Source organism: Litoreibacter albidus (assembly GCF_900107015.1).
GTDB lineage: Bacteria > Pseudomonadota > Alphaproteobacteria > Rhodobacterales > Rhodobacteraceae > Litoreibacter > Litoreibacter albidus.
In genome coordinates this window covers 501,092-522,263 of record NZ_FNOI01000002.1, presented here as the reverse complement: position 1 = coordinate 522,263, position 21,172 = coordinate 501,092, and the positions used below count along the sequence as shown (strand labels likewise).

Below are 21,172 nucleotides of genomic sequence, written 5' to 3'. Positions count from 1 at the left end.
TGTCCAAGGCGTTAGAACTACGAAAAGCGCCTTGTCGGGCGTATTTTGGCTGGGTAAACCCAATGCAGCCAGCCTTGAAGGGAAGTACCATGTCGAAGCTCGTCACTATTTACGGCGGATCAGGTTTTGTTGGGCGCTATGTTGCGCGTCGCATGGCCAAAGAAGGCTGGCGGGTTCGTGTCGCTGTGCGCCGCCCAAACGAGGCGATCTTTGTGAAGCCCTACGGCACGGTAGGCCAAGTAGAACCGATCCTATGCAACATCCGCGACGACACATCGGTCGCAGCCGCCATGCGCGGGGCGGACGCGGTTGTGAATTGCGTGGGCATTTTGGCACCTTCCGGCAAGAATAAATTCGACGCGGTCCAGCACGAGGGCGCGGAGCGCGTGGCGCGCATTGCGGCACAGAACGGCGTTGGGCGATTGGTCCAGATTTCTGCGATTGGCGCAGACTTGGAAAGTGACAGCGACTATTCGCAAACCAAGGCGCTGGGTGAAGAGGGCGTTTTGCAAAACTTCCCCAATGCCGTGATCTTGCGCCCATCCGTTGTGTTTGGCGCTGAAGACGGCTTTTTCAACCGTTTCGCCGCAATGTCGCGGTTCGGCCCAGTGCTGCCGCTTGTCGGGGCGGAAACCAAGTTTCAGCCAGTCTATGTGGACGATGTCGCGCAAGCCGCGGTCAAAGGTGTGCTGGGGCAAGCGACGCCCGGTATTTATGAATTGGGCGGGCCAGAGGTTGCGACCCTGCGTGAGCTGGTTCAGTCCATGCTTGATGTCGTGCGCCGCCGCCGGCTGGTCGTGAACATCCCATTCTTCGCTGCGCGCCTTATGGGGGGTGCGTTTGACCTGCTGTCCACGCTCAGCGGTGGTTTGATTTCGGGTCCGGTGACCAAGGATCAGGTGCGCAATCTTGCCAAAGATAACGTTGTGACTGGTGAAGTGAAAACCTTCGCCGATCTGGGAATTGAGCCAACGTCGTTTGAAGTGATTATACCGCAATACCTATGGCGCTTCCGCCCCGCAGGTCAGTACGACGCGATTAAGGAATCGGCGCAAAACCTGCGGACGGGTCAGGAATAGGCAAAAGCCAGTAGCGCGATGCCAAGGAATATCCGGTAGATCACGTAAGGCGTGAAGCTAACCGATTTCAGGAGGCGCATCATAAGTGACAGCGCCAATAGGGCCGCGACGAATGCGAACGCTGCGGCGATAGCACTGTCCTTGGCCAGCTGCATGTCAGCCGTGCCGAGAACGTCTGCGCCCAAGGCCGCGCCGGATGCGATGATTGTCGGGATCGACATTAGCATTGAAAGTTTCGCCGCATCCTCCCGTGCATAGCCGAGTTGGCGCGCGCCCGAGATTGTTGCGCCAGACCGGGACGTGCCGGGTATTAGCGCAATGGCTTGCCACAGCCCCATGATGAATGCGTCCTTCGTGGACCAGTCGGGCGCTGTCTTCATTGTGGCGCCCTTTTGGTCGACCCAGTAAAGTACCAAGCCGAAAATCAGCATGGTCCACCCAATCAGCGCGACGGAGCGCAGCAACGCGTCTATGCCCGTGAGCTTCAAGATCAGCCCGAAGATGACGACAGGAATGGTTGCAATCGCCAAATGGAAGGCAAGGCGCGCACCTTGGGTGTCTACCTTGCCCCGCACCAACCGGCCCATGCCGCCAGCGGCAATTCGGACGTCGGCCCAGAAGAACAAGATCACCGCAAATAATGTGCCAATATGCACCGCGACGTCGATGGCCTGTCCTTGATCCTGCATGCCGGTCAGGCTTGGAAGCAGTATGAGATGACCAGATGAGGAGACGGGCAAGAACTCCGTGAGGCCCTGAATTAGGGCGACTAGGATTAGTTGAAATAGGGACATCTGCGGCGCCTCGAATCAGTTTCGGCCAACCTAAGGACAGGTGAAAAAATGAGAAGGGGATAAATAGGTAACTTATGCTGACTTATATTTTGGATATCTGGCAAAAATTCTTTCCAAAGAGCGCGAAAAATGAATAATAGGTCAGCATGGGTGACTTTTCTTTTCTAAAGACCCAATTTACACAAGAATTTCAGATTGGGAGAATTAACATGGCCAAGCAGCGTATGTTGCAGTTTGTGAACGTAGATCGGGATATGCCGGAGAAGCGGCCCCCGAACTTGCGCGCGCAAGATTTCGGCGAGATCTATGCAGAATATGCGACTGCGAAGGCTGAAGAGCAAGCTGGGCGGTGCAGTCAGTGCGGTGTTCCGTATTGCCAATCCCATTGCCCGTTGCACAACAACATCCCCGATTGGCTGCGCATGACCGCCGAAGGGCGCCTGCAAGAAGCTTACGAGATTTCGCAGGCAACGAACACGTTTCCCGAAATCTGCGGCCGTATCTGCCCGCAAGACCGTCTTTGCGAAGGCAACTGCGTTATCGAGCAGTCCGGCCACGGCACGGTCACCATCGGCGCGGTAGAGAAGTACATTACAGATACGGCGTGGGAAAACGGTTGGGTAAAGCCCGCCGCCCCGAAAGTTGAGCGCCCCGAGAGTGTCGGCATCATCGGTGCTGGCCCCGGTGGTTTGGCTGCGGCTGACATGCTGCGCCGTCAAGGCGTGCAGGTGACAGTGTATGATCGGTACGACCGCGCAGGCGGCCTGCTGACGTATGGCATCCCAGGGTTCAAGCTGGAGAAAGACGTCGTCATGAAGCGCGTTGACCAGTTGGAGCAGGGCGGCGTGACCTTCAAGATGAACTGCAACGTCGGGGAGGATGTATCCTTTGCCGAATTGCAGAACACGCATGACGCCATCCTGATTGCGACAGGTGTTTACAAGTCGCGCGACCTACCCGCGCCGGGTGTTGGCGCGCAGGGTATCGTGCGCGCGATTGATTTCCTCACGGCCTCCAACCGCAAAAGCTTTGGCGACGCTGTGCCAGAATTCGACAGCGGCGAGTTGAACGCAGAGGGTAAGCGCGTTGTTGTGATCGGCGGCGGTGATACCGCTATGGACTGCCTGCGCACGTCGATCCGCCAAGGTGCCACATCGGTGAAATGTCTCTACCGCCGCGACAAGGCAAACATGCCCGGTTCGCAGCGTGAAGTCGCCAACGCCGAGGAAGAAGGCGTAGAGTTTGTTTGGTTGTCCGCCCCTAAAGGTTTTGCCGGTGATACGGTCGAGGGTGTGATGGTCTCCAAAATGCGCCTTGGCGCGCCGGATGCATCCGGTCGCCAAAGCCCGGAGATTATTGAAGGCGCTGACTACGTCGAAGACGCCGACCTTGTTATCATGGCGCTTGGCTTCGAGCCTGAGGCCCTGCCGACGCTTTGGGATGTGCCTGAATTGGAGGTGACCCGTTGGGGGACCGTGAAGGCAGATTTCCGCACACATGAGACATCTTTGAAGGGCGTATACGCCTGCGGCGACATTCAGCGTGGCGCTAGCCTAGTTGTTTGGGCTATTCGTGACGGGCGCGAAGCTGCCGAAGCGATCATGGATCAAATCAATGCAGCGGCGCAGGTAGCTGCCGAGTGATCTATGACCGATCAAAAGAAACTGCTGGAGTTCGAGCTCCTGCACGACGCGCACCCGCTTCGGATCGAATCCGCAGCAGGATCGTCGCCGTGCTTGATCGTGAGCTTCACCAGTGTTGGTCAGGAACGCGACAAGTGGCCGCCGAAGGAATTCGTTGGTCTTGCGTCGCAGGATGGCCAGAACCACGTCATCTGCATCACGGATATCTCACGCAGTTGGATGAACTCCAAGGGGATGTCCAACTTGGTGCTGACCACAATCAGCGACTACGTGTTGAAGCACGGAATAACCAAAGTCATGGCGATCGGCACCAGTATGGGCGCATTCAACGCGCTGGTACTGGGCCGCAAGATGCCATTGGCGCGGATCATTTGTTTCACGCCGCAGTACTCGGTGCATCCCGATGTGATGCCAGAGGAAAAGCGCTGGTGGTGGTTTCGCAAGCAGATCAAGGTTTGGCCATTCAAGAAAATGGACAAGCTGCCCGATCCGCCCGTTCCGATCTACATGTTTCACGGCGACACGCCGGACGAGCGCATGCATTGGGAGCGGTTTCCAACCGCATCCAACCTGCGCCACTATATTTTCAAGGGTGCCGACCACAATTTCGTTCGCAACCTGAAGGGCGCGAACACGCTGCGCAATATCGTGATGGCGGCGATCAACGATCGTCCGGGCCGCATGGGCAAGGTGGTCCAGCGCGCGGGCGGTTTGCGGCGCGAGGACTACGCGGATTACGCGCTGGCAGAAGCACATTTCGAAGCGCGCAAGCCGCGGAAACGGCCCGCGTCGCTGGACGACTGAATTCCCCAAAAACTGCCGCCAGCTATGCGACTGCATCTAGTCGGCGTTTTGTCGGGCAACACTCTACATCTCAAACACTTGTTGGGTCGGCGGAGCTGCCCCAACCCATAAACATTCCCCTAATGAGGAGCCTTTACCATGACCACATATGATGACGCTTGGGTTGCCCGTGAGGAAGAAAAGCGCCGCTGGATGGCGGAGAACTCGCTCTACCGCGATGAAGACGAACACGCGTCTTGTGGTGTTGGCCTTGTCGTATCTATCGACGGTAAGAAATCCCGCAAGGTCGTAGAGAATGGGATCAACGCGCTAAAGGCAATCTGGCACCGCGGCGCTGTCGACGCTGACGGCAAAACCGGTGACGGTGCCGGTATCCATGTGCAAATTCCGGTCGAGTTTTTCTACGACCAGATTGAGCGCACGGGCCACAAGCCCAACAAGGATCAGATGATCGCCGTGGGGCAGGTGTTTTTGCCGCGCACGGACCACGGCGCGCAGGAAACCTGCCGGACCATCATCGAGACGGAAGTCTTGCGCATGGGCTACAACATTTACGGTTGGCGCCACGTGCCTGTGAACATCCAAGTGTTGGGTGAGAAAGCCAACGCGACACGTCCTGAGATCGAGCAGATCCTGATCTCCAACTCCAAAGGTGTTGAGGAAGAAGACTTCGAGCGCGACTTGTATGTTATCCGCCGCCGCATCGAGAAAGCGGCTTTGGCCGCACAGGTGCCGACACTGTATCTGGCGTCGCTGTCCTGCCGGTCCATCATCTACAAGGGCATGATGCTGGCGCAGGACGTGGCCGAGTTCTACCCGGACCTGATGGATGAACGGTTCGAATCCGCGTTCGCGATTTACCACCAGCGTTACTCCACCAATACGTTCCCGCAGTGGTGGTTGGCCCAGCCATTCCGCATGCTGGCGCATAACGGCGAAATCAACACGTTGAAGGGCAACCTGAACTGGATGAAGTCGCACGAAATCCGCATGGCCTCCGCCGCATTCGAGGACCGTGCGGAGGACATCAAACCAATCGTTCCGGGTGGTTCTTCCGACTCCGCTGCGTTGGATGCGGTGTTCGAGGTTATGGTGCGCGCAGGACGGTCCGCGCCTATGGCGAAAACCATGCTGGTGCCAGAGTCGTGGTCCAAGCAAGCGGTCGAGATGCCGAAGGCATGGCAGGACATGTATTCCTACTGCAACTCCGTGATTGAACCATGGGACGGCCCAGCCGCGCTGGCAATGACCGACGGGCGCTGGGTCTGTGCGGGCTTGGATCGCAATGGGCTGCGCCCGATGCGTTATGCCGTGACTGGGGACGGGCTGCTGATCGCAGGTTCCGAGACCGGCATGGTGCCATTTGACGAAGCGACCGTGCGCGAAAAAGGCGCCTTGGGGCCGGGTCAAATGATCGGTGTTCACATGGGCAAGGGTGAGTTGTACCACGACGAAGAGCTGAAGGACAAAATGTCCGCAGCGCTGCCATTCGGTGAATGGGTCGGCAAGATCACTGATCTGGAAGAGATCACCCTGAACGTAGAGGAAAAGCCGCTGTTTACCGGCGAAGAGCTGCGTAAACGCCAGATAGCTGCGGGCTATTCGATTGAAGAGTTGGAGCAAATCCTCGCGCCGATGGCTGATGACGGCAAGGAAACACTCGCGTCTATGGGGGATGATACGCCGTCCGCGGTGCTGTCCAAGAAATATCGCCCACTGAGCCATTTCTTTCGCCAGAACTTTAGTCAGGTGACCAACCCGCCGATCGACAGCCTGCGCGAATTCCGCGTGATGAGCCTGAAAACGCGTTTCGGCAACTTGAAGAACGTGTTGGACGAAGACTCGTCGCAGACCGAAATTTTGGTGCTCGACAGTCCGTTTATCGGCAACGTGCAGTTTGAAAAACTGGTTGAGCAGTTCAACGCGAACATGGTCACGATTGACTGCACATTTGATGCCAAAAACGATCAGGGTGACCTGCGCGCCGCGCTGGATCGTATCCGCAATGAAGCCGAAGACGCTGTGCGTTCCGGCGCGGGGCACTTGGTATTGACCGATCAGGGCCAGAACGAAGACCGCATTGGCGTTCCGATGATCCTCGCTACATCTGCCGTGCACAGCTGGTTGACGCGCAAAGGTCTGCGGACATTCTGTTCGCTGAACGTGCGCTCCGCAGAGTGCATCGACCCGCATTACTTTGCGGTTCTGATCGGCTGTGGTGCGACGACTGTGAACGCCTATCTGGCCGAAGACTCGCTGGCGGACCGCATTGATCGCGGCTTGCTTGAGGGCACTTTGACAGAGGCCGTTGCGAAGTACCGCAATGCGATTGACCAAGGCCTGCTCAAGATCATGGCGAAGATGGGGATCTCTGTGATCTCTTCCTACCGTGGGGGTCTGAACTTTGAGGCTGTCGGGCTGTCGCGCGCGATGGTGGCGGAATTCTTCCCAGGTATGCAGTCACGCATTTCCGGTATCGGCATCAACGGTATCCAGACCAAAGCAGCGGCAGTTCACGCCACTGGCTGGGCGGGTGAGACGGCGGTTCTGCCTATCGGCGGCTTCTATAAGTCGCGTCGGTCTGGCGAGAAGCACGCGTGGGAAGCGCAAACAATGCACATGTTGCAGGCCGCGTGTAACCGCGCCTCCTACGATATGTGGAAGCAGTACAGCCAGACGATGAAGGCAAACCCGCCCATTCACCTGCGTGACCTGCTGGATATCAAATCCTTGGGTGAGCCTATCTCGGTGGACGAGGTGGAATCCATCACGTCGATCCGCAAGCGCTTTGTGACACCGGGCATGTCTTTGGGTGCGTTGTCGCCGGAGGCGCATAAAACGCTGAACGTCGCTATGAACCGCATCGGCGCAAAATCCGACAGTGGCGAAGGCGGTGAAGACCCCGCGCACTTCGTGCCGGAGCCGAATGGCGACAACCCCTCTGCGAAAATCAAGCAGGTGGCCTCTGGCCGCTTTGGCGTGACGGCGGAGTATCTAAACCACTGTGAAGAGCTGGAAATCAAGGTCGCCCAAGGGGCGAAACCGGGTGAAGGCGGGCAGCTTCCGGGTATGAAGGTCACGGACCTGATTGCGCGGCTGCGGCACTCCACCAAGGGTGTCACGTTGATTTCACCGCCGCCGCATCACGATATCTACTCCATCGAGGATTTGGCCCAACTGATCTATGATCTGAAGCAGATCAACCCACGCTGCAAAGTGACTGTGAAATTGGTTGCCGCGTCCGGCGTTGGGACGATTGCGGCGGGTGTTGCGAAGGCAAAGGCCGACGTGATCCTGATTTCCGGCCACAACGGCGGCACGGGTGCATCGCCCGCAACGTCGATCAAATACGCTGGGCTGCCGTGGGAAATGGGCCTGACAGAGGCGCACCAAGTTCTGGCGATGAACAACCTGCGCGGGCGCGTGACATTGCGCACCGACGGTGGCTTGCGGACGGGCCGTGATATCGTCATGGCGGCTATGATGGGTGCCGAGGAGTACGGCATTGGCACAGCGGCGCTTATCGCTATGGGCTGCATCATGGTGCGCCAGTGCCAATCGAACACTTGCCCCGTGGGCGTGTGTACGCAAGACCAAGCGTTGCGCGATAAGTTCACGGGCAATGCCGATAAGGTTGTGAACCTTATCACCTTCTACGCAACCGAGGTGCGCGAGATTCTGGCATCTATCGGCGCGCGCTCGTTGGATGATGTTATCGGTCGTGCGGACTTACTGACGCAGGTGTCGCGTGGGTCTGCCCACCTTGACGACCTTGACCTGAACCCGCTGCTGATCACTGTGGATGGCGCTGACCGGATCGTCTACGACCGCTCCAAAGCGCGCAATGCCGTTCCGGACACGCTGGACGCGCAGATCGTGAATGACGCGCAGCCGTTCTTCAACGACGGTGAGAAAATGCAGCTGTCTTATGCGGTGCAGAATACGCTTCGTACCATCGGGACACGGGCGTCTAGCCATATCGTTCAGCGGTTCGGCATGCGCAACGACTTGCAGGATGACCATTTGACGGTGCGTCTGTCTGGTTCCGCGGGTCAATCGCTCGGCGCGTTCGCGGCACCTGGTCTGAAGCTTGAAGTCTTTGGCGATGCCAATGACTACGTGGGTAAAGGTCTGTCCGGTGGTCGTATCGTGGTGCGCCCTGCGCAAGCCAGCCCGTTGAAGGCGGACGACAACACGATCATCGGAAACACTGTTCTGTACGGTGCGACTGCGGGCCATCTGTTTGCCGCCGGTCGCGCGGGGGAGCGCTTTGGCGTTCGCAACTCAGGCGCGAAAGTCGTGATTGAGGGCTGTGGCACCAACGGTTGTGAATACATGACAGGCGGTGTCGCGGTTATTCTGGGCTCCATTGGCGCGAACTTCGGGGCAGGTATGACGGGCGGTATGGCCTATCTCTATGACCCTGAAAACAATTCGGCCCCGCTGATCAACATGGAAACTCTGGTGACTTGCCCAGTGACCGTTGATTACTGGGAAGCAGAACTGAAGGGCTTGATCGAAGAGCACCTGCGCGAGACAGGCAGCGCGAAAGCGGCTTTGATTCTGCAGGACTGGGATCTGGAGAAATCGAACTTCGTGCAGATTTGCCCGAAAGAGATGTTGATCCACATTCCGGCCCCGTTGAGCCTTGAGGACCAAGCTATTCCAGCAGAATAGATGACGCGAAAAAGGGCGGGAATAATCTTCCCGCCCTTTTCACTACAAGACTGTGGTTACTTCGGTTCGCAGTCGCCGCCAGCGGCGCATTGTTCAATTGCTTCGATGTACTCATCGGCCGGATTTGAAAATGCGAAGGCGTAGCAAGGATCAACGCTAAAGATCAGCTCTTCCTCGGTTTGAAGAACATATGCCAAGTAATCCGTCTTGGGCGACACGCGGGCGCACCATGGGCCTACGCAGCTTAGGGCGAGGGTCACGGCCACCTCTACGTCGTCGGTAAACCCGTCACCGGTGAGCAGCTTGCCTGTGAACTGCGTCGGGATGCGGGCCTCGACAGGTGGGGCGTTCACGTCCGGCACTTTCTTCACGTCAAAGTCGAACTCGCCATGCAGAATGACGAAGCTTTCCTCTGCGTTGGCGACGGCGTTATACGCCGCAACGGGGTGGGTTGCAGAGCAGGATAGGGCACTCGCGGGACCGGCGACGACGGCAAGAGCCGTGGCCGCTATGGTGAGGTGTTTGATCATAGGCTGATCTTACAGGAGTGGCCGGAATGCTTCGATCACTTTAGCGTAGACGTCCCGCTTGAACGGCACGATGTTGCCGAGCAATGTTTCAGTGTCCATCCAGCGCCATTCGGTGAACTCCGGTATGTCTGTCTCGATGTTGATGTCGGCGTCCGTGCCGTTGAAGCGCAAAAGGAACCACTTTTGCTTCTGACCGCGAAATCGGCCTTTCCAGATATTCGGCACAAGATCGTGCGGCAGATCGTAGGGCACCCAGTCGTCGGTTTGTCCTTCAACGGTGACCATCTCGGCGGGAACACCGGTTTCTTCCTCTAGCTCGCGCAGGGCAGCAACCTCAGGGGCCTCCCCTTTGTCGATGCCGCCTTGGGGCATTTGCCACGCGGCGACGTCGCTGTCCTTGCGTTGGGCCGCAAAAATCAAGCCATCTTTGTTCACGAGCATAATCCCTACGCAGGGGCGGTAGGGCAGTTTGGCGATGTCTTCTGGGGTCATGGCGAATGGAGGGCGGGGGTGGCCCCGCCCACTCCTTTATTTGTCAGCGGGGGCCAAGGCGCTCAGGCCTTTCAGAACATCCAGCGCGTAGGCCAGCTGGTAGTCCTGCTTGCGCAGTTTGGCGACTTCTTCGGCTTTGGTGCGTTCCGCTTCTAGCAGCGTGCGCTCGTCTTCCGAGATGCTGTCATTGTTGCTGAGCGAGCCGCGCAGGTCAGCCTCGGAACGGCTGTTGCGCTTTGTTTCTTCCTCGGTCTCTTCCTCCGCCGGCTGGCGGGGCGGTTGCACCACGATGATGTCCGGCGATACGCCAAGCGCCTGAATAGAGCGGCCCGACGGCGTGTAGTAACGCGATGTGGTCAGGCGCATAGCGCCGTCACCACGGACAGGCACAACTGTTTGCACGGAGCCTTTGCCGAAGCTCTTTTCGCCAACGACAACCGCACGGCGGTGATCTTGCAGCGCGCCTGCGACGATCTCGGACGCAGAGGCGGAGCCGCCGTTGATCAGCACAACAATGGGTTTACCGTTGGACAAGTCGCCCTCTGTCGCGTTGTAGCGTTCACTGTCGCGCGGGTTGCGACCGCGTGTCGATACGATTTCACCCTTATCAAGGAAGGCGTCAGACACGGCGATGGCTTGCGTCAGCAGGCCGCCTGGGTTGTTGCGCAGGTCAAGGACGATGCCGTTAATCTTATCTTCGCCACCAGCTTCTTTGATCTGTTCGGCCAAGCCTTCTTTCAGGTTCGGGAATGTCTGGCGGTTGAACGTCGTCACCCGCAACACAACAGAGTCGCCCTCAATGCGCGAGCGCACCGCAGTCAGCTTGATGGTGTCGCGCACAATGGAGACCTCGAACGGCTCATCCACGCCTTCGCGTACGACGGTCAGCAGAATTTCCGAACCAACTGGCCCGCGCATCATTTCTACAGCGTCTTCCAAGGTCAGGCCCAACAGGCTGGTGCCGTCGACAGAAGTAATAAAGTCACCGGATTCCATACCGGCCTCGTCTGCGGGGGTGCCATCCATGGGCGAGACAACTTTGACGTAGCCGTCTTCCTGCGTGACTTCGATGCCTAGGCCGCCGAACTCGCCGGATGTCTGTGTGCGCATGTCGTCGAAGTCTTTGGGCGGCAGGTAGGAGGAATGCGGGTCGAGCGACGTCAGCATGCCGTTGATAGCGGCTTCGATCAGGTCTGCCTCATCCACGTCTTCCACATATTGGGCGCGGATGCGCTCGAATATATCGCCGAACAGGTCGAGCTGCTCATAGACGGTGGACTTCTTTTCCGCCTCTTGCGCGATCAGAGGGCCGGCGAATTGCGTGGTCACCAGAATACTCGTGGCGGTACCCAGCGTGGCTGCCATCAGAAATTTTTTCATGCGGACGTCATTCCTTGTTGGTGGCGAACCAAGTGGCCGGATCGACCGGCTCGTCGCCTTGTCTAAGTTCTATATAAAGCGTCTCTTGTTGATTGCCGCCACTCCCTTTGGCCGCCGTGATCAAAAAAGCGTCAGGATTCGGGGTCAAACCACCCATTAAGCCAACGGGGGCACCTTGATCTAGGACTTCACCGACCTCCCCAAAGGTTTGGCCGAGGCCCGCCAGAATCAGCAAAAACCCTTTGCTTGGCTCCAGAATGACCACGTTGCCGTAGTCCAACAGGGGCCCTGCATAGCGTAAGGTAGCGGGCCACGGGGCGGTGACCAGTGATTGCGCGCGCGTGGCGATGACGATGCCGGGCCGTTTTACGCCTGCGGCGTCGGTTTCGTTGAAGCGGTGCAGCAATGTACCAGATACCGGCAGCGCAAGCGTGCCTTTTGCGGCTTCAAAATCGGCGGGGTTGTTCAGGTCGGTGGGGTTCAGGTCCGTTAGGCCGGAGGCAAAGCTTTGCAATGTGTCGCTACTTTCGACCAGCGCGCGCATTTGGGTGGCGTCCGACGTGAAGCTGCGCGGCAGGTCCACGCGGTCCGCCACAGCCTTTGACAGCGCGGAGCGAGCGGTTTGCACTTCGGCGAGCGAGGTTGTCAGCTGGGTCGCAGCGCTTTGCTGCAAGCTGCGAATGTCGCGAACTTCCTCCAGTTGATTGCGCAGCACTAAGGCCTCGCTCTGCAGGGCGGGGGTCACTTCGGACAAGATCATGCCCGACCGTGCTGTGCCGATTGCGCCCGTCGGGTGCATCATCAGCAGTGGCGCGGGGGAGGTTCCGATGGTTTGCAAAATTCCCAGCAGACGGGACAGGCGGTCGCGCTTTGCCTCGAAGACAAGCGCGATGCTGCGTTCTTGGATAGACGCGCGGCGTAAACCTTCGCGCAGGGCGGACAGGCCCTCCTCATAGGCGCGGACCGTTTCAGTCAGGGCGCCCACGCGGTCGGACGCGCTTTCGGCGGCGACAAGGCTGTCAGCCGCGTGGTCAAGCATCTGGCTCGCCCGCTTGGCGGTCGTGATCGGATCGCTTTGGGCAACCGCTGGGCTGGTCGTTGCCAGCAGCAAGAGGGCGACAAGCAGCTGCTTCATGATTGGATCAGTGACACTCCGGTCATTTCGTCTGGTTGAGGCAGGCCCATCAGTTCCAGAAGTGTTGGGGCAAGATCCGCGAGCCTCCCGTCGCGCAGGGATGCGCCTTTCGGACCACCATGAAGGATCACCGGTACAAGGTTGGTGGTATGCGCGGTGTGCGGCCCGCCTGTCACAGGGTCGACCATGGTTTCGCAATTGCCGTGGTCCGCGGTCACGATGATCGCGCCACCAACGGCGTCGAGCGCCGAAATGGCTTGTGTTAGACCCTTATCGACGGCTTCGCAGGCGGCGATAGCAGCCCCAAGATCGCCAGTGTGGCCGACCATATCGGGGTTCGCAAAGTTCACGACAATGAGGTCGTATTGCTGTTCAATCGCACTTACCAAATCGGCGGTGACTTCTTCAGATGACATCTCAGGTTGCAGGTCATAGGTCGCCACTTTCGGGCTTTTCGGCATGTGCCGGTCCTCGCCGGTTTCCGGTAACTCTTTACCGCCGTTGAGGAAGAACGTGACATGCGGGTATTTTTCCGTCTCCGCCACGCGAAACTGGCGCAGCCCGTGATCCGCGACCCAGCTGCCGAGTGTGTTGTGGATTTTCTTTTTCGGGAAAACCGTCGTCATGAATGCGTTATGGGCGGTGGAGTAATCAACCATCCCCAAGCACGCGGACAGCTTCGGGCGGGCGGCAATGTCGAACGCATCAAACGCAGGGTCGGCAATGGCTGACAGAATTTCGCGGGCGCGGTCGGCCCGGAAGTTCAGACAAAACACGCCGTCACCGTCGTTTGCACCTGTGTAGTTGCCAATAACGGTCGGGAGGATGAACTCGTCGGTGCTGTCTTGGGTATAAGACGCCTCAATCGCGGATGTTGCAGTGGCGGCGGTCTGTCCTTTGCCAAGGATCATAGCGGTATAGGCCTGCTCCACGCGGTCCCAGCGGGTGTCCCGATCCAATGCGTAGTACCGGCCGGATACCGACACGATATTCACGTCGTCAGGCAGCTCGCGCTCCAGCGTTTCGATATAGCCGAGCGCGGATTTCGGGGCGACATCACGACCGTCAGTAATGGCATGCAGCACGGTTGGAACACCTGCCGCGCTAAGCGCTTTCGCGGCGGCGATGATATGCGTGATGTGGCCATGTACGCCGCCGTCGGATGCGACGCCCATCAGGTGCGCGGTTCCGTTGGTGTCTTTCAATTTGGCGATGAAAGCTTGCAGTGCTGCTTCGTTTTGGAAGGTGTCTTGCTCAATCGCGAGATCAATTTGCCCAAGGTCCATAGCCACCACGCGGCCTGCACCGATGTTGGTGTGCCCCACTTCGGAGTTCCCCATTTGCCCTTTCGGCAACCCCACGTCCGGCCCGTGGGTGATTAGGGTCGCGCTGGGGTCGGTCGCCATCAGTCGGTCAAACGTTGGCGTGTTGGCCAGTGCGGGTGCGTTGGCCTCGGTGGTTTCGGACAACCCCCAGCCATCAAGAATACAAAGAACAACTGGTTTGGGCGTGGTCATTGTGCAAGCTCGCTATTGGTCTCCCCTCTTCTACGGGGCGCGGGCATTGGCTTCAACCAAAGCCTTTGGGTCGGCGTCTTTCGGCGGGCTTTTGAGGGATGGTCAACCGGATCATTGCAAACATGCGCCATAGGCGTAGGCGCGCCAGTACGCCGAGCGCTGCGCCGCGCGCGCGCCATGTGGTTAGCTTAGGCGAAGAGAGAACGCGCGGCACGTGACCGACCACCGACAGCGGCATCGCGAGCGCCCGCAAAATCCAAAGAACAGTTGGCTTCCCGTCGGAATTGTGAACGCCATGTAGCTCCGCTGTTATACGGTTCCATTTGGCGCGTAGCTCCGTCCACGTGGTCCGACAGGGGTGGTATACGATCATGTCCGGCTGATAGGTGATCTTGTAGCCGAGGGCGGTGGCGCGCCGGCCCCAATCAAGGTCTTCCGACAGGTCCGCGCGAAATGGGCCGACGTGGTTGAAGACGTTCATACTGGTCGCCAGATTTGCGGTGACGGAGAACTGCATCTCCTCAATGTAGCGGCGTTGGTTGAAGGCGAAGACCTGTTCGAACGCAGTAACGCCGTTCGCGTGTGACTGAGTAAGCCTGACGTCGCCGCCTGTGATGTCCGCCTCTCGGGCGGCTCGGATCGCTTGCGTTAGGAAGTCGGGGGCTGGGGTGCAATCGCTATCTGTGAAGATCAGGATGTTGGTCACGGCTGACTGCACACCGACGTTTCGGGCGTTGGCAGCCCCAGCGGTTGCCTCATATAGGAAGCGAGTATTTTGATGAAGATCGGGGAAAACTGCAGGAAGCGGAGGAGTGCCGTTGTCGACCACGATAAACTCCACCTTGCTTCGTTCGTCACACCTATCAAGGGCGCGAAGGCAGGCCGAAAGGCGTGTCGCGTCGTTGTGGTGGGGGATGATAACGGTGGCCAAGGGCGCCATCAGCGACGCCCGGCATTCTTGGCTGGCACACCTGCGACGACCTCGCCGGTGGCGACGATGCCGCGCACCACCGCGCCCGCAGCGACCACTGCGTTTGACCCGATACGCGACCCCGGCAGAATGATTGCGCCTGCGCCGATCCAAACATTGTCACCAATGTGAATACTGGCCTCGTCCATCGTTTGATCGGACACGGGCGTACCATCGCGGAAACGGTAGTTCGCGGCGGTAAGTAGAACGTTCGGGCCAAGCAACAAATCGTCGCCCGCGTCGATCCGGCCGGAATGCGGCCCTGCCCAGATGAAGCATCCGGCGCCGACGTGCGCACGCGCGCCAAGGCTAATGCGGGACGGGTTAGCAAACTGGCTTGTCGGACTGATGGCCGCGTTCGGACCTGTTGTGATAGACCGGCGCGGAATGACGTGCGTTTGGTTGTAATGGTTCAGCAGCTTTAATGCGTGAAGGTAGGCCCGCGGGTCTACCACGGAGAGCAGAAAACGAGAGAGCCTTATTTTATGGGTGAGACGCTGTTTGGTTTGCAACAGGCTCGGCGGGAGTTCGGCGTCAAACACGTCAGGCGCCCCCTTTGCCATGGTGGCGACACCCGTTGAGCACAACCCCGAGGCAAGTCGAATGCTCCGCAATAGTGCGTTCTGCTATGTCCACGTCTGCACGCGTCGAGACATCTGCCCGCGCAACCAATAAGGCGCAATCGGCCAGCGCCAACCCCGCCACCGCGTCATCCATTGGTGAGAGCGCAGCAAGATCAAGGAGCGTGATGTCAGGCGCGAAATCGCGATCTATATGATCCAGAAGGGCTGCGGTTTTTGCGTGTGCCAACCGCTCCGCCGCATCGTCCATCGGGGTGGGGTTCAGGCTAAGTCCTAGGTTGTCACCAATGCGCAGACAGGTGCTGTCAAAATTGCGCCGATGTCCCAACAGGACTGAAAAACGCGGGCCTGCGGCATGCAGATCAAAGAGTCGGATCAGGCTTGGATGTCGTAGGTTTAAATCGAGAACCATGACCCGAAGGTCACTTTGGCGGGCCAGACTTAGAGCCAGATTGGCGGTCACGGTGGAGCTGCCGCACCCCCGCGTTGGCGCGGTGATGGCAACACGCTTGTGACCCGCCGCGCGCATGTGGCTCAGCATACGGGTTCTTAGCTGGTCGTAGGGCGCGGATTGAGGGCTGGGTTTCGCGGACTTGATGTGGTGGCGCGACAAGGCGACGGGGTCCAATGTCGTTTCTGTCAAGCGGAGCCAGCTTTTCGAGGGATCCGAAATCGGCGTCGAACTGACGGGATCGGTGCCCTGCGTAGACTCACGCTGGGCCGCACGCAACAACTCATCGGTGTTTGGGATGTGCTCCAAGTGTGTCTCCTAACTTAGACTTGGCCCGAGATCGGGAAGGGTTGCAAAGGGGACCAGCCCTAGGGTGCGGTGCAGATCGCTGGGGCGCCGCAACCGTGCGTCGAACTTGATCCGCAATACCAAAACCACGCCAGCCGCTGCTAGGGCAGCGAGCAGAATGACGCCGTGGAGAATGTCGCGCATGCTATCTTCACCGCGACCGAGGAGGTTTGCGTCTTCCACGACCTTGAGGCGAATGCGGTTGGCCAAATGCTTACTTTGCGCTGTGGAGAGGGCGTCATGAGCGACCGTGCTGGCGAAGCTCGCGGCGTCAAACGCTTGTTCCAACTGTCTTGTGACAGCAGCGTACTGAACTTGACCAGCGATCTGCGCGTCTAGGTCTAGCACGCGCTGCATCATCGGTTGCATGGGCTTCGGGGTTGGCGCGTTTGTTGCGGCGGTGCGTTGCGCCTGCTCGATACGCGCGCGGATCAGGCGAACCTTCGGGTGGAGGTCTGAGTACAAGCTACGCGCGGCCGCGAGATCAGCGGCTAGCTTGGTTAACGCAGGGCTTTCTTGCGCCGTCTGGGTCTCGTGCGTGCGCAGCGTTGCGCGTGCCAAGGCGGCCTGTTCGCGCAATGTGTCGAGTTGCGACGTTGGTGCGTTGCTTCTGTGTGTCGCAAGGGCGTCTTGCGCATGCGAAAGCTTAATCTGACTGTCGCTTAAACGATCCTGCAAACGACTAAGGGCGGCAGCCATCTGCTTTGCCTGAAGCGTGTCGCTAATCTCCACCCCGCGTTTGGAGAGCGTTTGCACCAAGGCTACCGATTCCTGCGCTGCTGGCTTTGTTGCTGTTACGTATAGATAGGTCGGCTTGTCCCGCGATGTCTGCACATCCAGCGTGTAGGTTTCGACACTATCGCTACCCCCTATTTCTGCGGTTAATGCGTGGATTACGCTTTGGATGTGCTGCACTTCTTCCGAAGTGCGCTGGGCTTTAGGTGAGCCGGTTAAGCCCACTTGCCGTTCCAGAACGAGGCGCGCCGCCGCCGTGTGCTCTATCGGGATGTGGCGAAGCCCCAGCCAGCCGAATGATGCCGCTATGATGGCAACCGTTATTGCTATGGGTAGGTTGCGAAGCACCTGAAACCGCCAATATCCCCATTCCACCATCCGCCCGACTCGTCCAACTGTTGATACAAATTTCCATCGTCAATCAGACCTTTGAAAACTTAAGACATAATTAATTCATCTCAGTTCTTCTTGTCTGAGCTCGTGCATTTTGTGTGCGGTTTGAAACAAGGTAGGAGGCAGATGACGTATGGATGCTCGGGCGACGAATCATTTTAAGGATGCCCAACCGGTGGGTGCGTGTGGGCAATCGACCCCCCCAGCACAGCAATCAAAAAGGGCGTGGTACCGTGGCGGTTGGAAGCGTCGGCTGGATATTTTTCTGGTCGTTCTGACGTCGCCAATATCGGTGCCACTCATCTTAGTATCCGCGCTTTTGGTGGTGCTCGACGGGGGCCCCGCGTTCTATGCGCAACCACGGGTTGGCCAAGGCGGGCGGATGTTCAGGTTGCTAAAACTTCGCACCATGCGCGTGAGGGCGGAGCAGCAGTTGATGGAAATCCTGATGCAAGATCCGAAGGCCGCGATGGAGTGGCAAACGACACATAAGTTGCGTTTTGATCCGCGTATCACGCGCATTGGGCGCTTTCTGCGCGCCACGTCACTGGATGAGCTGCCGCAGCTTTGGAACGTTCTTCGTGGTGACATGTCTCTGGTGGGGCCTCGTCCCATATTGCGAGAGCAAATCATCATGTATGCGGGCACGGCATACTTCAAGTTTCGGCCAGGTTTGACAGGCCCTTGGCAGGTGTTTGGACGCAACGACCAGAGTTTTACAGCACGCGCGAAATACGACGCCCTTTATGAACGCCAGCATGGGTTTTTATACGATCTGTCCCTTATTGCGCGTACTGTTGGCGTGGTCCTCTGGGGGACGGGGCGTTGAGGCTGTTTGGCTGGCTAGCGACCTTGGCGTGCTGCCTTTCGGGGCCGGTTCTGGGGTCTAGCTATGTGCTGAAGTCGGGCGATCTTTTGCGGATTGAGGTGATGGAAGACGCCAGCCTAAACCGCAATGCCTTGGTGCTGCCCGATGGGACAATAGCGTTCCCTATGGTGGGGCAAGTTCGGGCGGCGGGGCTTACATTGGGTCAGCTTCGGGACGGGCTGACAGCAGAGTTGGCGCCCCAGTTTTCGCAACGCCCAAGCTTGCATGTTGCGGTGGCATCCCTTGCCAAACGCAAAGCCGCGCGGGTGGTGACTGCAGCCCCGTCTGCCGAAAAGCTGATCACCGTTTTCGGAATGGGGGAACTGGTAAAGCCCGGAAGGGTGCAGGTGCGTCCCGGCACGTCCCTGATGCAGTTTTTGGCCCAAGCGGGCGGCACCACCAGCTATGCCGCAATGAAGCGTGTTCAGGTTCGCAGGACGGCCGATGCCAGCGGGCAGGTGACAACGTACCGCGTGAACGTGGCTAAATTGATGCGCGGCAGCGGACAGAGTTTCCCGCTGGCGGCGGGTGATGTCGTCATCGTGCCAGAGCGAAAGCTGTTTGAGTGATCCGCGAGGCGTTAGCGCTTGCGATTACATGCGCCTGCACTGGCGCTACTTTTGCACAGGACTATGGCGGTTTTCGCGCTGAACTTACTTTGGGGATTGGAGCCGTTCTGGACAGCGACCCTGATTTGAATGGGATCAAACGATCAGGCGTGGCGGGGCTCGGGACAGCGGGGCTGACCATGTCGTCGAAAACGCGCACACAGGCGTTGAAGTTTCAGCTTGATGCCAAGCGAAACACGGCGGCGGGCACGCAGGTAAAAAGCCGCCTTTCATATAGCCGAGCGACGAAGTCTAGCCAGTTCGATGCTTCAGTCGTCAGCGCGCGTTTGCCTGTCGGAGATTTCACAACTGCTGGCTTAGAGCCATCCGGCAGCGTTGACCTTGCGGCCCATGCATCGGGCGTTCGTACTCAGCAAGGCAACGTTCGGTTCATGACTGGGATCAAACGACCGTTCGGGACCAAGTTCACTTACACCATCACCCGCCGCAAGACTGATGGCATGACCGTCATCCGTGGTACGCGGCAGAAACTTGAGTTTGGGGTGAATGCTCGGCTGAACAGGCGCGCGATTTTGCGGGGGGTATTGGGCGGCGACCGCTTGCGCGTCGTGGGGTCTACGCCCGTGACACACACCAAAACTCGCGTTGGCGTTGGCGTGACCTTTAGGCCAAGTAAACTTTTGACGCTGGAGTTTGATGTAGGGAGCGGACGGTTTCGCGATGATGCTGCGAACATAGCCGGCATGGAATGGAGGGTCGCCGCTACGCGGCAGGGGCGCGTCGGCGATGTTTTTGCTTACGCGTCGTCGGAGCAACTTGCACAGGGAAGACTGGATCAGTTGCAGTTCGGGCTGACCCGCGCCACCGAACATCACAAGTTTAGTGTCGCGGTCGGGCTAGCGAGGCTCGCGGTGAATTCCAGCGAACCGACGATTGATTTGCGCTATAGCGCGACAGCCGCGCGAAGCCGTTTGGACATCGCGCTGTCGCGTGATTTCTCCGGATCGGATGAGAGTGGCGAGACGCGAATTGCCACGAAGTTTGATGTCGGATTGTCACGGCGGATCGGCGCACGCGGGGCGCTTGATTTGTCGGTCTCATATTTGAAAACGGATGCGACAGCCTTGGCAGGAAAGCGCAGCGCAACGCACATTGGTGCTGTCTACCGGTTGAGATTGCGCGAAGATTGGGGGCTCGTGCTTGGTGGTCAACGGCGCACACGGCGCGACGAGACGGGGCATCGGGTGGGATCAAATTCTGTGCACGTCACGTTCGAGCGTCGGTTTAAAGGGGGGCTTTAAAAATGGTGTATGTGTTGGCGGTGTCGTCAGGCGGAGGGCATTGGCAGCAACTACGGTTGCTCTCTAAGGCATTTGATGGGGCCAAAGTCACCTATGCCTGCAGTGCGGATGTCGGCGATGAGACGGTGCTACAACTGCCGGACTGCAACCTCAAAACCCCGTTTCGGTTGGTGAGAACTTTGATCGGAGCGTGCCAAATTCTGTGGCGTGTACGGCCTGACGTCATAGTTTCAACGGGTGCAGCGCCGGGTGTTTTGGTGCTCATCCTCGGAAAATGTGTGGGGTGCCGCACAGTCTGGATCGACTCGGTGGCGAACGTGCAACGGATGTCACTGTCAGGCCGCGTGGCGCGACGCTTTAGCGACCTGTGGATGACGCAATGGAAACCGGTGGCGCTGAAAACCGGCGCAACTTATGCGGGCGCGGTCCTATGATTTTTGTGACGGTTGGCACGCAACTGCCATTCCCGAGGTTAGTGGATTTCATGGCGCGGTGGGCAAGTGTGAAAACTGAACGCGTCGTGTTTCAAACCGGCCAAGCGCATGGGCTGGTTGGGTTCGAAGCCCACGGGGATTTGCCGATACGTCGATTTGAACAAACGGTAGATGACGCGCGAATAATCGTGTCGCATGCCGGAATTGGAACAGTTCTGGCGGCCCAGTTCGCAGGTAAGCCGATTATAATTGTACCCCGCCGTGCGGCGCTGGCGGAGCACCGAAACAATCATCAATGCGCAACTGCGCAAGCGCTGGAGGGGCGGGCTGGACTGCGGGTAGCGTGGGAGGTGGAGGATTTACCGCCCTTGCTGGCCTCGGCTTGCGAGGTGCCGCAACACGGGACGAACCCGCGTTGCGACAGTCTCGTGGATAGGGTGCGGAGTTTCGTTTCAGCCTGAGCCTGCGGTT

At 58.6% G+C, this 21,172-nt stretch carries 19 protein-coding genes; 9 read left to right on the top strand and 10 right to left on the bottom strand.

Annotation, left to right across the window (positions count from 1 at the left end):
- Window positions 1–89 precede the first annotated feature (89 nt).
- Window positions 90–1,079, top strand: coding sequence for a complex I NDUFA9 subunit family protein (locus tag BLW66_RS07605; protein WP_089946524.1), 990 nt, complete (start codon window positions 90–92; stop codon window positions 1,077–1,079).
- Here the strand turns inward: BLW66_RS07605 and BLW66_RS07600 are convergent.
- Window positions 1,070–1,873 (bottom strand): undecaprenyl-diphosphate phosphatase, encoded by an 804-nt coding sequence (locus BLW66_RS07600; protein ID WP_089946523.1) that lies wholly within the window; start codon window positions 1,871–1,873, stop codon window positions 1,070–1,072. The two genes, BLW66_RS07605 and BLW66_RS07600, sit on opposite strands and share 10 nt — an antisense overlap.
- Window positions 1,874–2,082: 209 nt before the next feature.
- On the opposite strand from BLW66_RS07600, the gene BLW66_RS07595 reads away from it, so the two are divergent.
- From BLW66_RS07595 to gltB, 3 genes are all read left to right on the top strand, one after another.
- Window positions 2,083–3,516 carry an NAD(P)-dependent oxidoreductase gene (locus tag BLW66_RS07595; RefSeq protein WP_089946522.1) on the top strand — a complete coding sequence of 478 codons (1,434 nt, stop codon included), beginning with the start codon at window positions 2,083–2,085 and terminating at the stop codon, window positions 3,514–3,516.
- Between the two features lie 3 nt (window positions 3,517–3,519).
- Window positions 3,520–4,320, top strand: a complete 801-nt coding sequence (locus BLW66_RS07590; RefSeq protein ID WP_089946521.1) for an alpha/beta fold hydrolase — start codon at window positions 3,520–3,522, stop codon at window positions 4,318–4,320.
- A 138-nt stretch (window positions 4,321–4,458) separates the two neighbouring features.
- Window positions 4,459–8,997: a glutamate synthase large subunit gene (gltB, locus tag BLW66_RS07585; protein ID WP_089946520.1), complete on the top strand. Its 4,539-nt coding sequence runs from the start codon at window positions 4,459–4,461 to the stop codon at window positions 8,995–8,997.
- Between the two features lie 56 nt (window positions 8,998–9,053).
- Here gltB and BLW66_RS07580 read toward each other — a convergent pair whose 3' ends face one another.
- From BLW66_RS07580 to BLW66_RS07540, 9 genes are read right to left on the bottom strand one after another with little or no spacing between them, the layout of a single operon-like run.
- Window positions 9,054–9,527, bottom strand: a complete 474-nt coding sequence (locus BLW66_RS07580) for a hypothetical protein (protein WP_089946519.1) — start codon at window positions 9,525–9,527, stop codon at window positions 9,054–9,056.
- 9 nt (window positions 9,528–9,536) lie between these two features.
- Complete coding sequence (locus BLW66_RS07575) at window positions 9,537–10,019, bottom strand: RNA pyrophosphohydrolase (RefSeq protein ID WP_089946518.1); 483 nt, start codon at window positions 10,017–10,019, stop codon at window positions 9,537–9,539.
- A 36-nt stretch (window positions 10,020–10,055) separates the two neighbouring features.
- Window positions 10,056–11,399, bottom strand: coding sequence for a S41 family peptidase (locus BLW66_RS07570; protein WP_089946517.1), 1,344 nt, complete (start codon window positions 11,397–11,399; stop codon window positions 10,056–10,058).
- A gap of 7 nt (window positions 11,400–11,406) precedes the next feature.
- Window positions 11,407–12,537: a murein hydrolase activator EnvC family protein gene (locus BLW66_RS07565; RefSeq protein WP_089946713.1), complete on the bottom strand. Its 1,131-nt coding sequence runs from the start codon at window positions 12,535–12,537 to the stop codon at window positions 11,407–11,409.
- Complete coding sequence (gene gpmI / locus BLW66_RS07560) at window positions 12,531–14,051, bottom strand: 2,3-bisphosphoglycerate-independent phosphoglycerate mutase (RefSeq protein WP_089946516.1); 1,521 nt, start codon at window positions 14,049–14,051, stop codon at window positions 12,531–12,533. The genes BLW66_RS07565 and gpmI overlap by 7 nt, the downstream gene beginning before the upstream one ends.
- A 52-nt stretch (window positions 14,052–14,103) precedes the next feature.
- On the bottom strand, window positions 14,104–14,991 hold the full coding sequence (locus BLW66_RS07555; protein ID WP_089946515.1) for a glycosyltransferase family 2 protein: 888 nt from the start codon (window positions 14,989–14,991) through the stop codon (window positions 14,104–14,106).
- The gene (locus tag BLW66_RS18185; protein ID WP_089946514.1) at window positions 14,991–15,584 is read right to left on the bottom strand and encodes an acyltransferase; all 594 of its coding nucleotides are present in this window, start codon (window positions 15,582–15,584) and stop codon (window positions 14,991–14,993) included. Before BLW66_RS18185 ends, BLW66_RS07555 begins: the two co-directional genes overlap by 1 nt.
- Window positions 15,565–16,362, bottom strand: a complete 798-nt coding sequence (locus BLW66_RS07545; protein WP_089946513.1) for a CpsD/CapB family tyrosine-protein kinase — start codon at window positions 16,360–16,362, stop codon at window positions 15,565–15,567. The genes BLW66_RS18185 and BLW66_RS07545 overlap by 20 nt, the downstream gene beginning before the upstream one ends.
- Window positions 16,363–16,371: 9 nt before the next feature.
- Window positions 16,372–17,514: a hypothetical protein gene (locus BLW66_RS07540; protein ID WP_089946512.1), complete on the bottom strand. Its 1,143-nt coding sequence runs from the start codon at window positions 17,512–17,514 to the stop codon at window positions 16,372–16,374.
- Window positions 17,515–17,704: 190 nt separating this feature from the next.
- Here BLW66_RS07540 and BLW66_RS07535 point away from each other — a divergent pair, with 190 nt between their 5' ends.
- The 5 genes from BLW66_RS07535 to BLW66_RS07515 all read left to right on the top strand — a co-directional run bounded on the left by BLW66_RS07535 (window position 17,705) and on the right by BLW66_RS07515 (window position 21,162).
- Window positions 17,705–18,358 carry a sugar transferase gene (locus BLW66_RS07535; protein WP_425283328.1) on the top strand — a complete coding sequence of 218 codons (654 nt, stop codon included), beginning with the start codon at window positions 17,705–17,707 and terminating at the stop codon, window positions 18,356–18,358.
- On the top strand, window positions 18,355–18,966 hold the full coding sequence (locus tag BLW66_RS07530; protein WP_089946510.1) for a polysaccharide biosynthesis/export family protein: 612 nt from the start codon (window positions 18,355–18,357) through the stop codon (window positions 18,964–18,966). Before BLW66_RS07535 ends, BLW66_RS07530 begins: the two co-directional genes overlap by 4 nt.
- An 89-nt stretch (window positions 18,967–19,055) precedes the next feature.
- Window positions 19,056–20,267 (top strand): hypothetical protein, encoded by a 1,212-nt coding sequence (locus BLW66_RS07525; protein WP_170833424.1) that lies wholly within the window; start codon window positions 19,056–19,058, stop codon window positions 20,265–20,267.
- A 2-nt stretch (window positions 20,268–20,269) separates the two neighbouring features.
- Complete coding sequence (locus tag BLW66_RS07520) at window positions 20,270–20,701, top strand: glycosyltransferase family protein (RefSeq protein WP_089946508.1); 432 nt, start codon at window positions 20,270–20,272, stop codon at window positions 20,699–20,701.
- Complete coding sequence (locus tag BLW66_RS07515; RefSeq protein WP_170833423.1) at window positions 20,698–21,162, top strand: glycosyltransferase; 465 nt, start codon at window positions 20,698–20,700, stop codon at window positions 21,160–21,162. Before BLW66_RS07520 ends, BLW66_RS07515 begins: the two co-directional genes overlap by 4 nt.
- Window positions 21,163–21,172 lie beyond the last annotated feature (10 nt).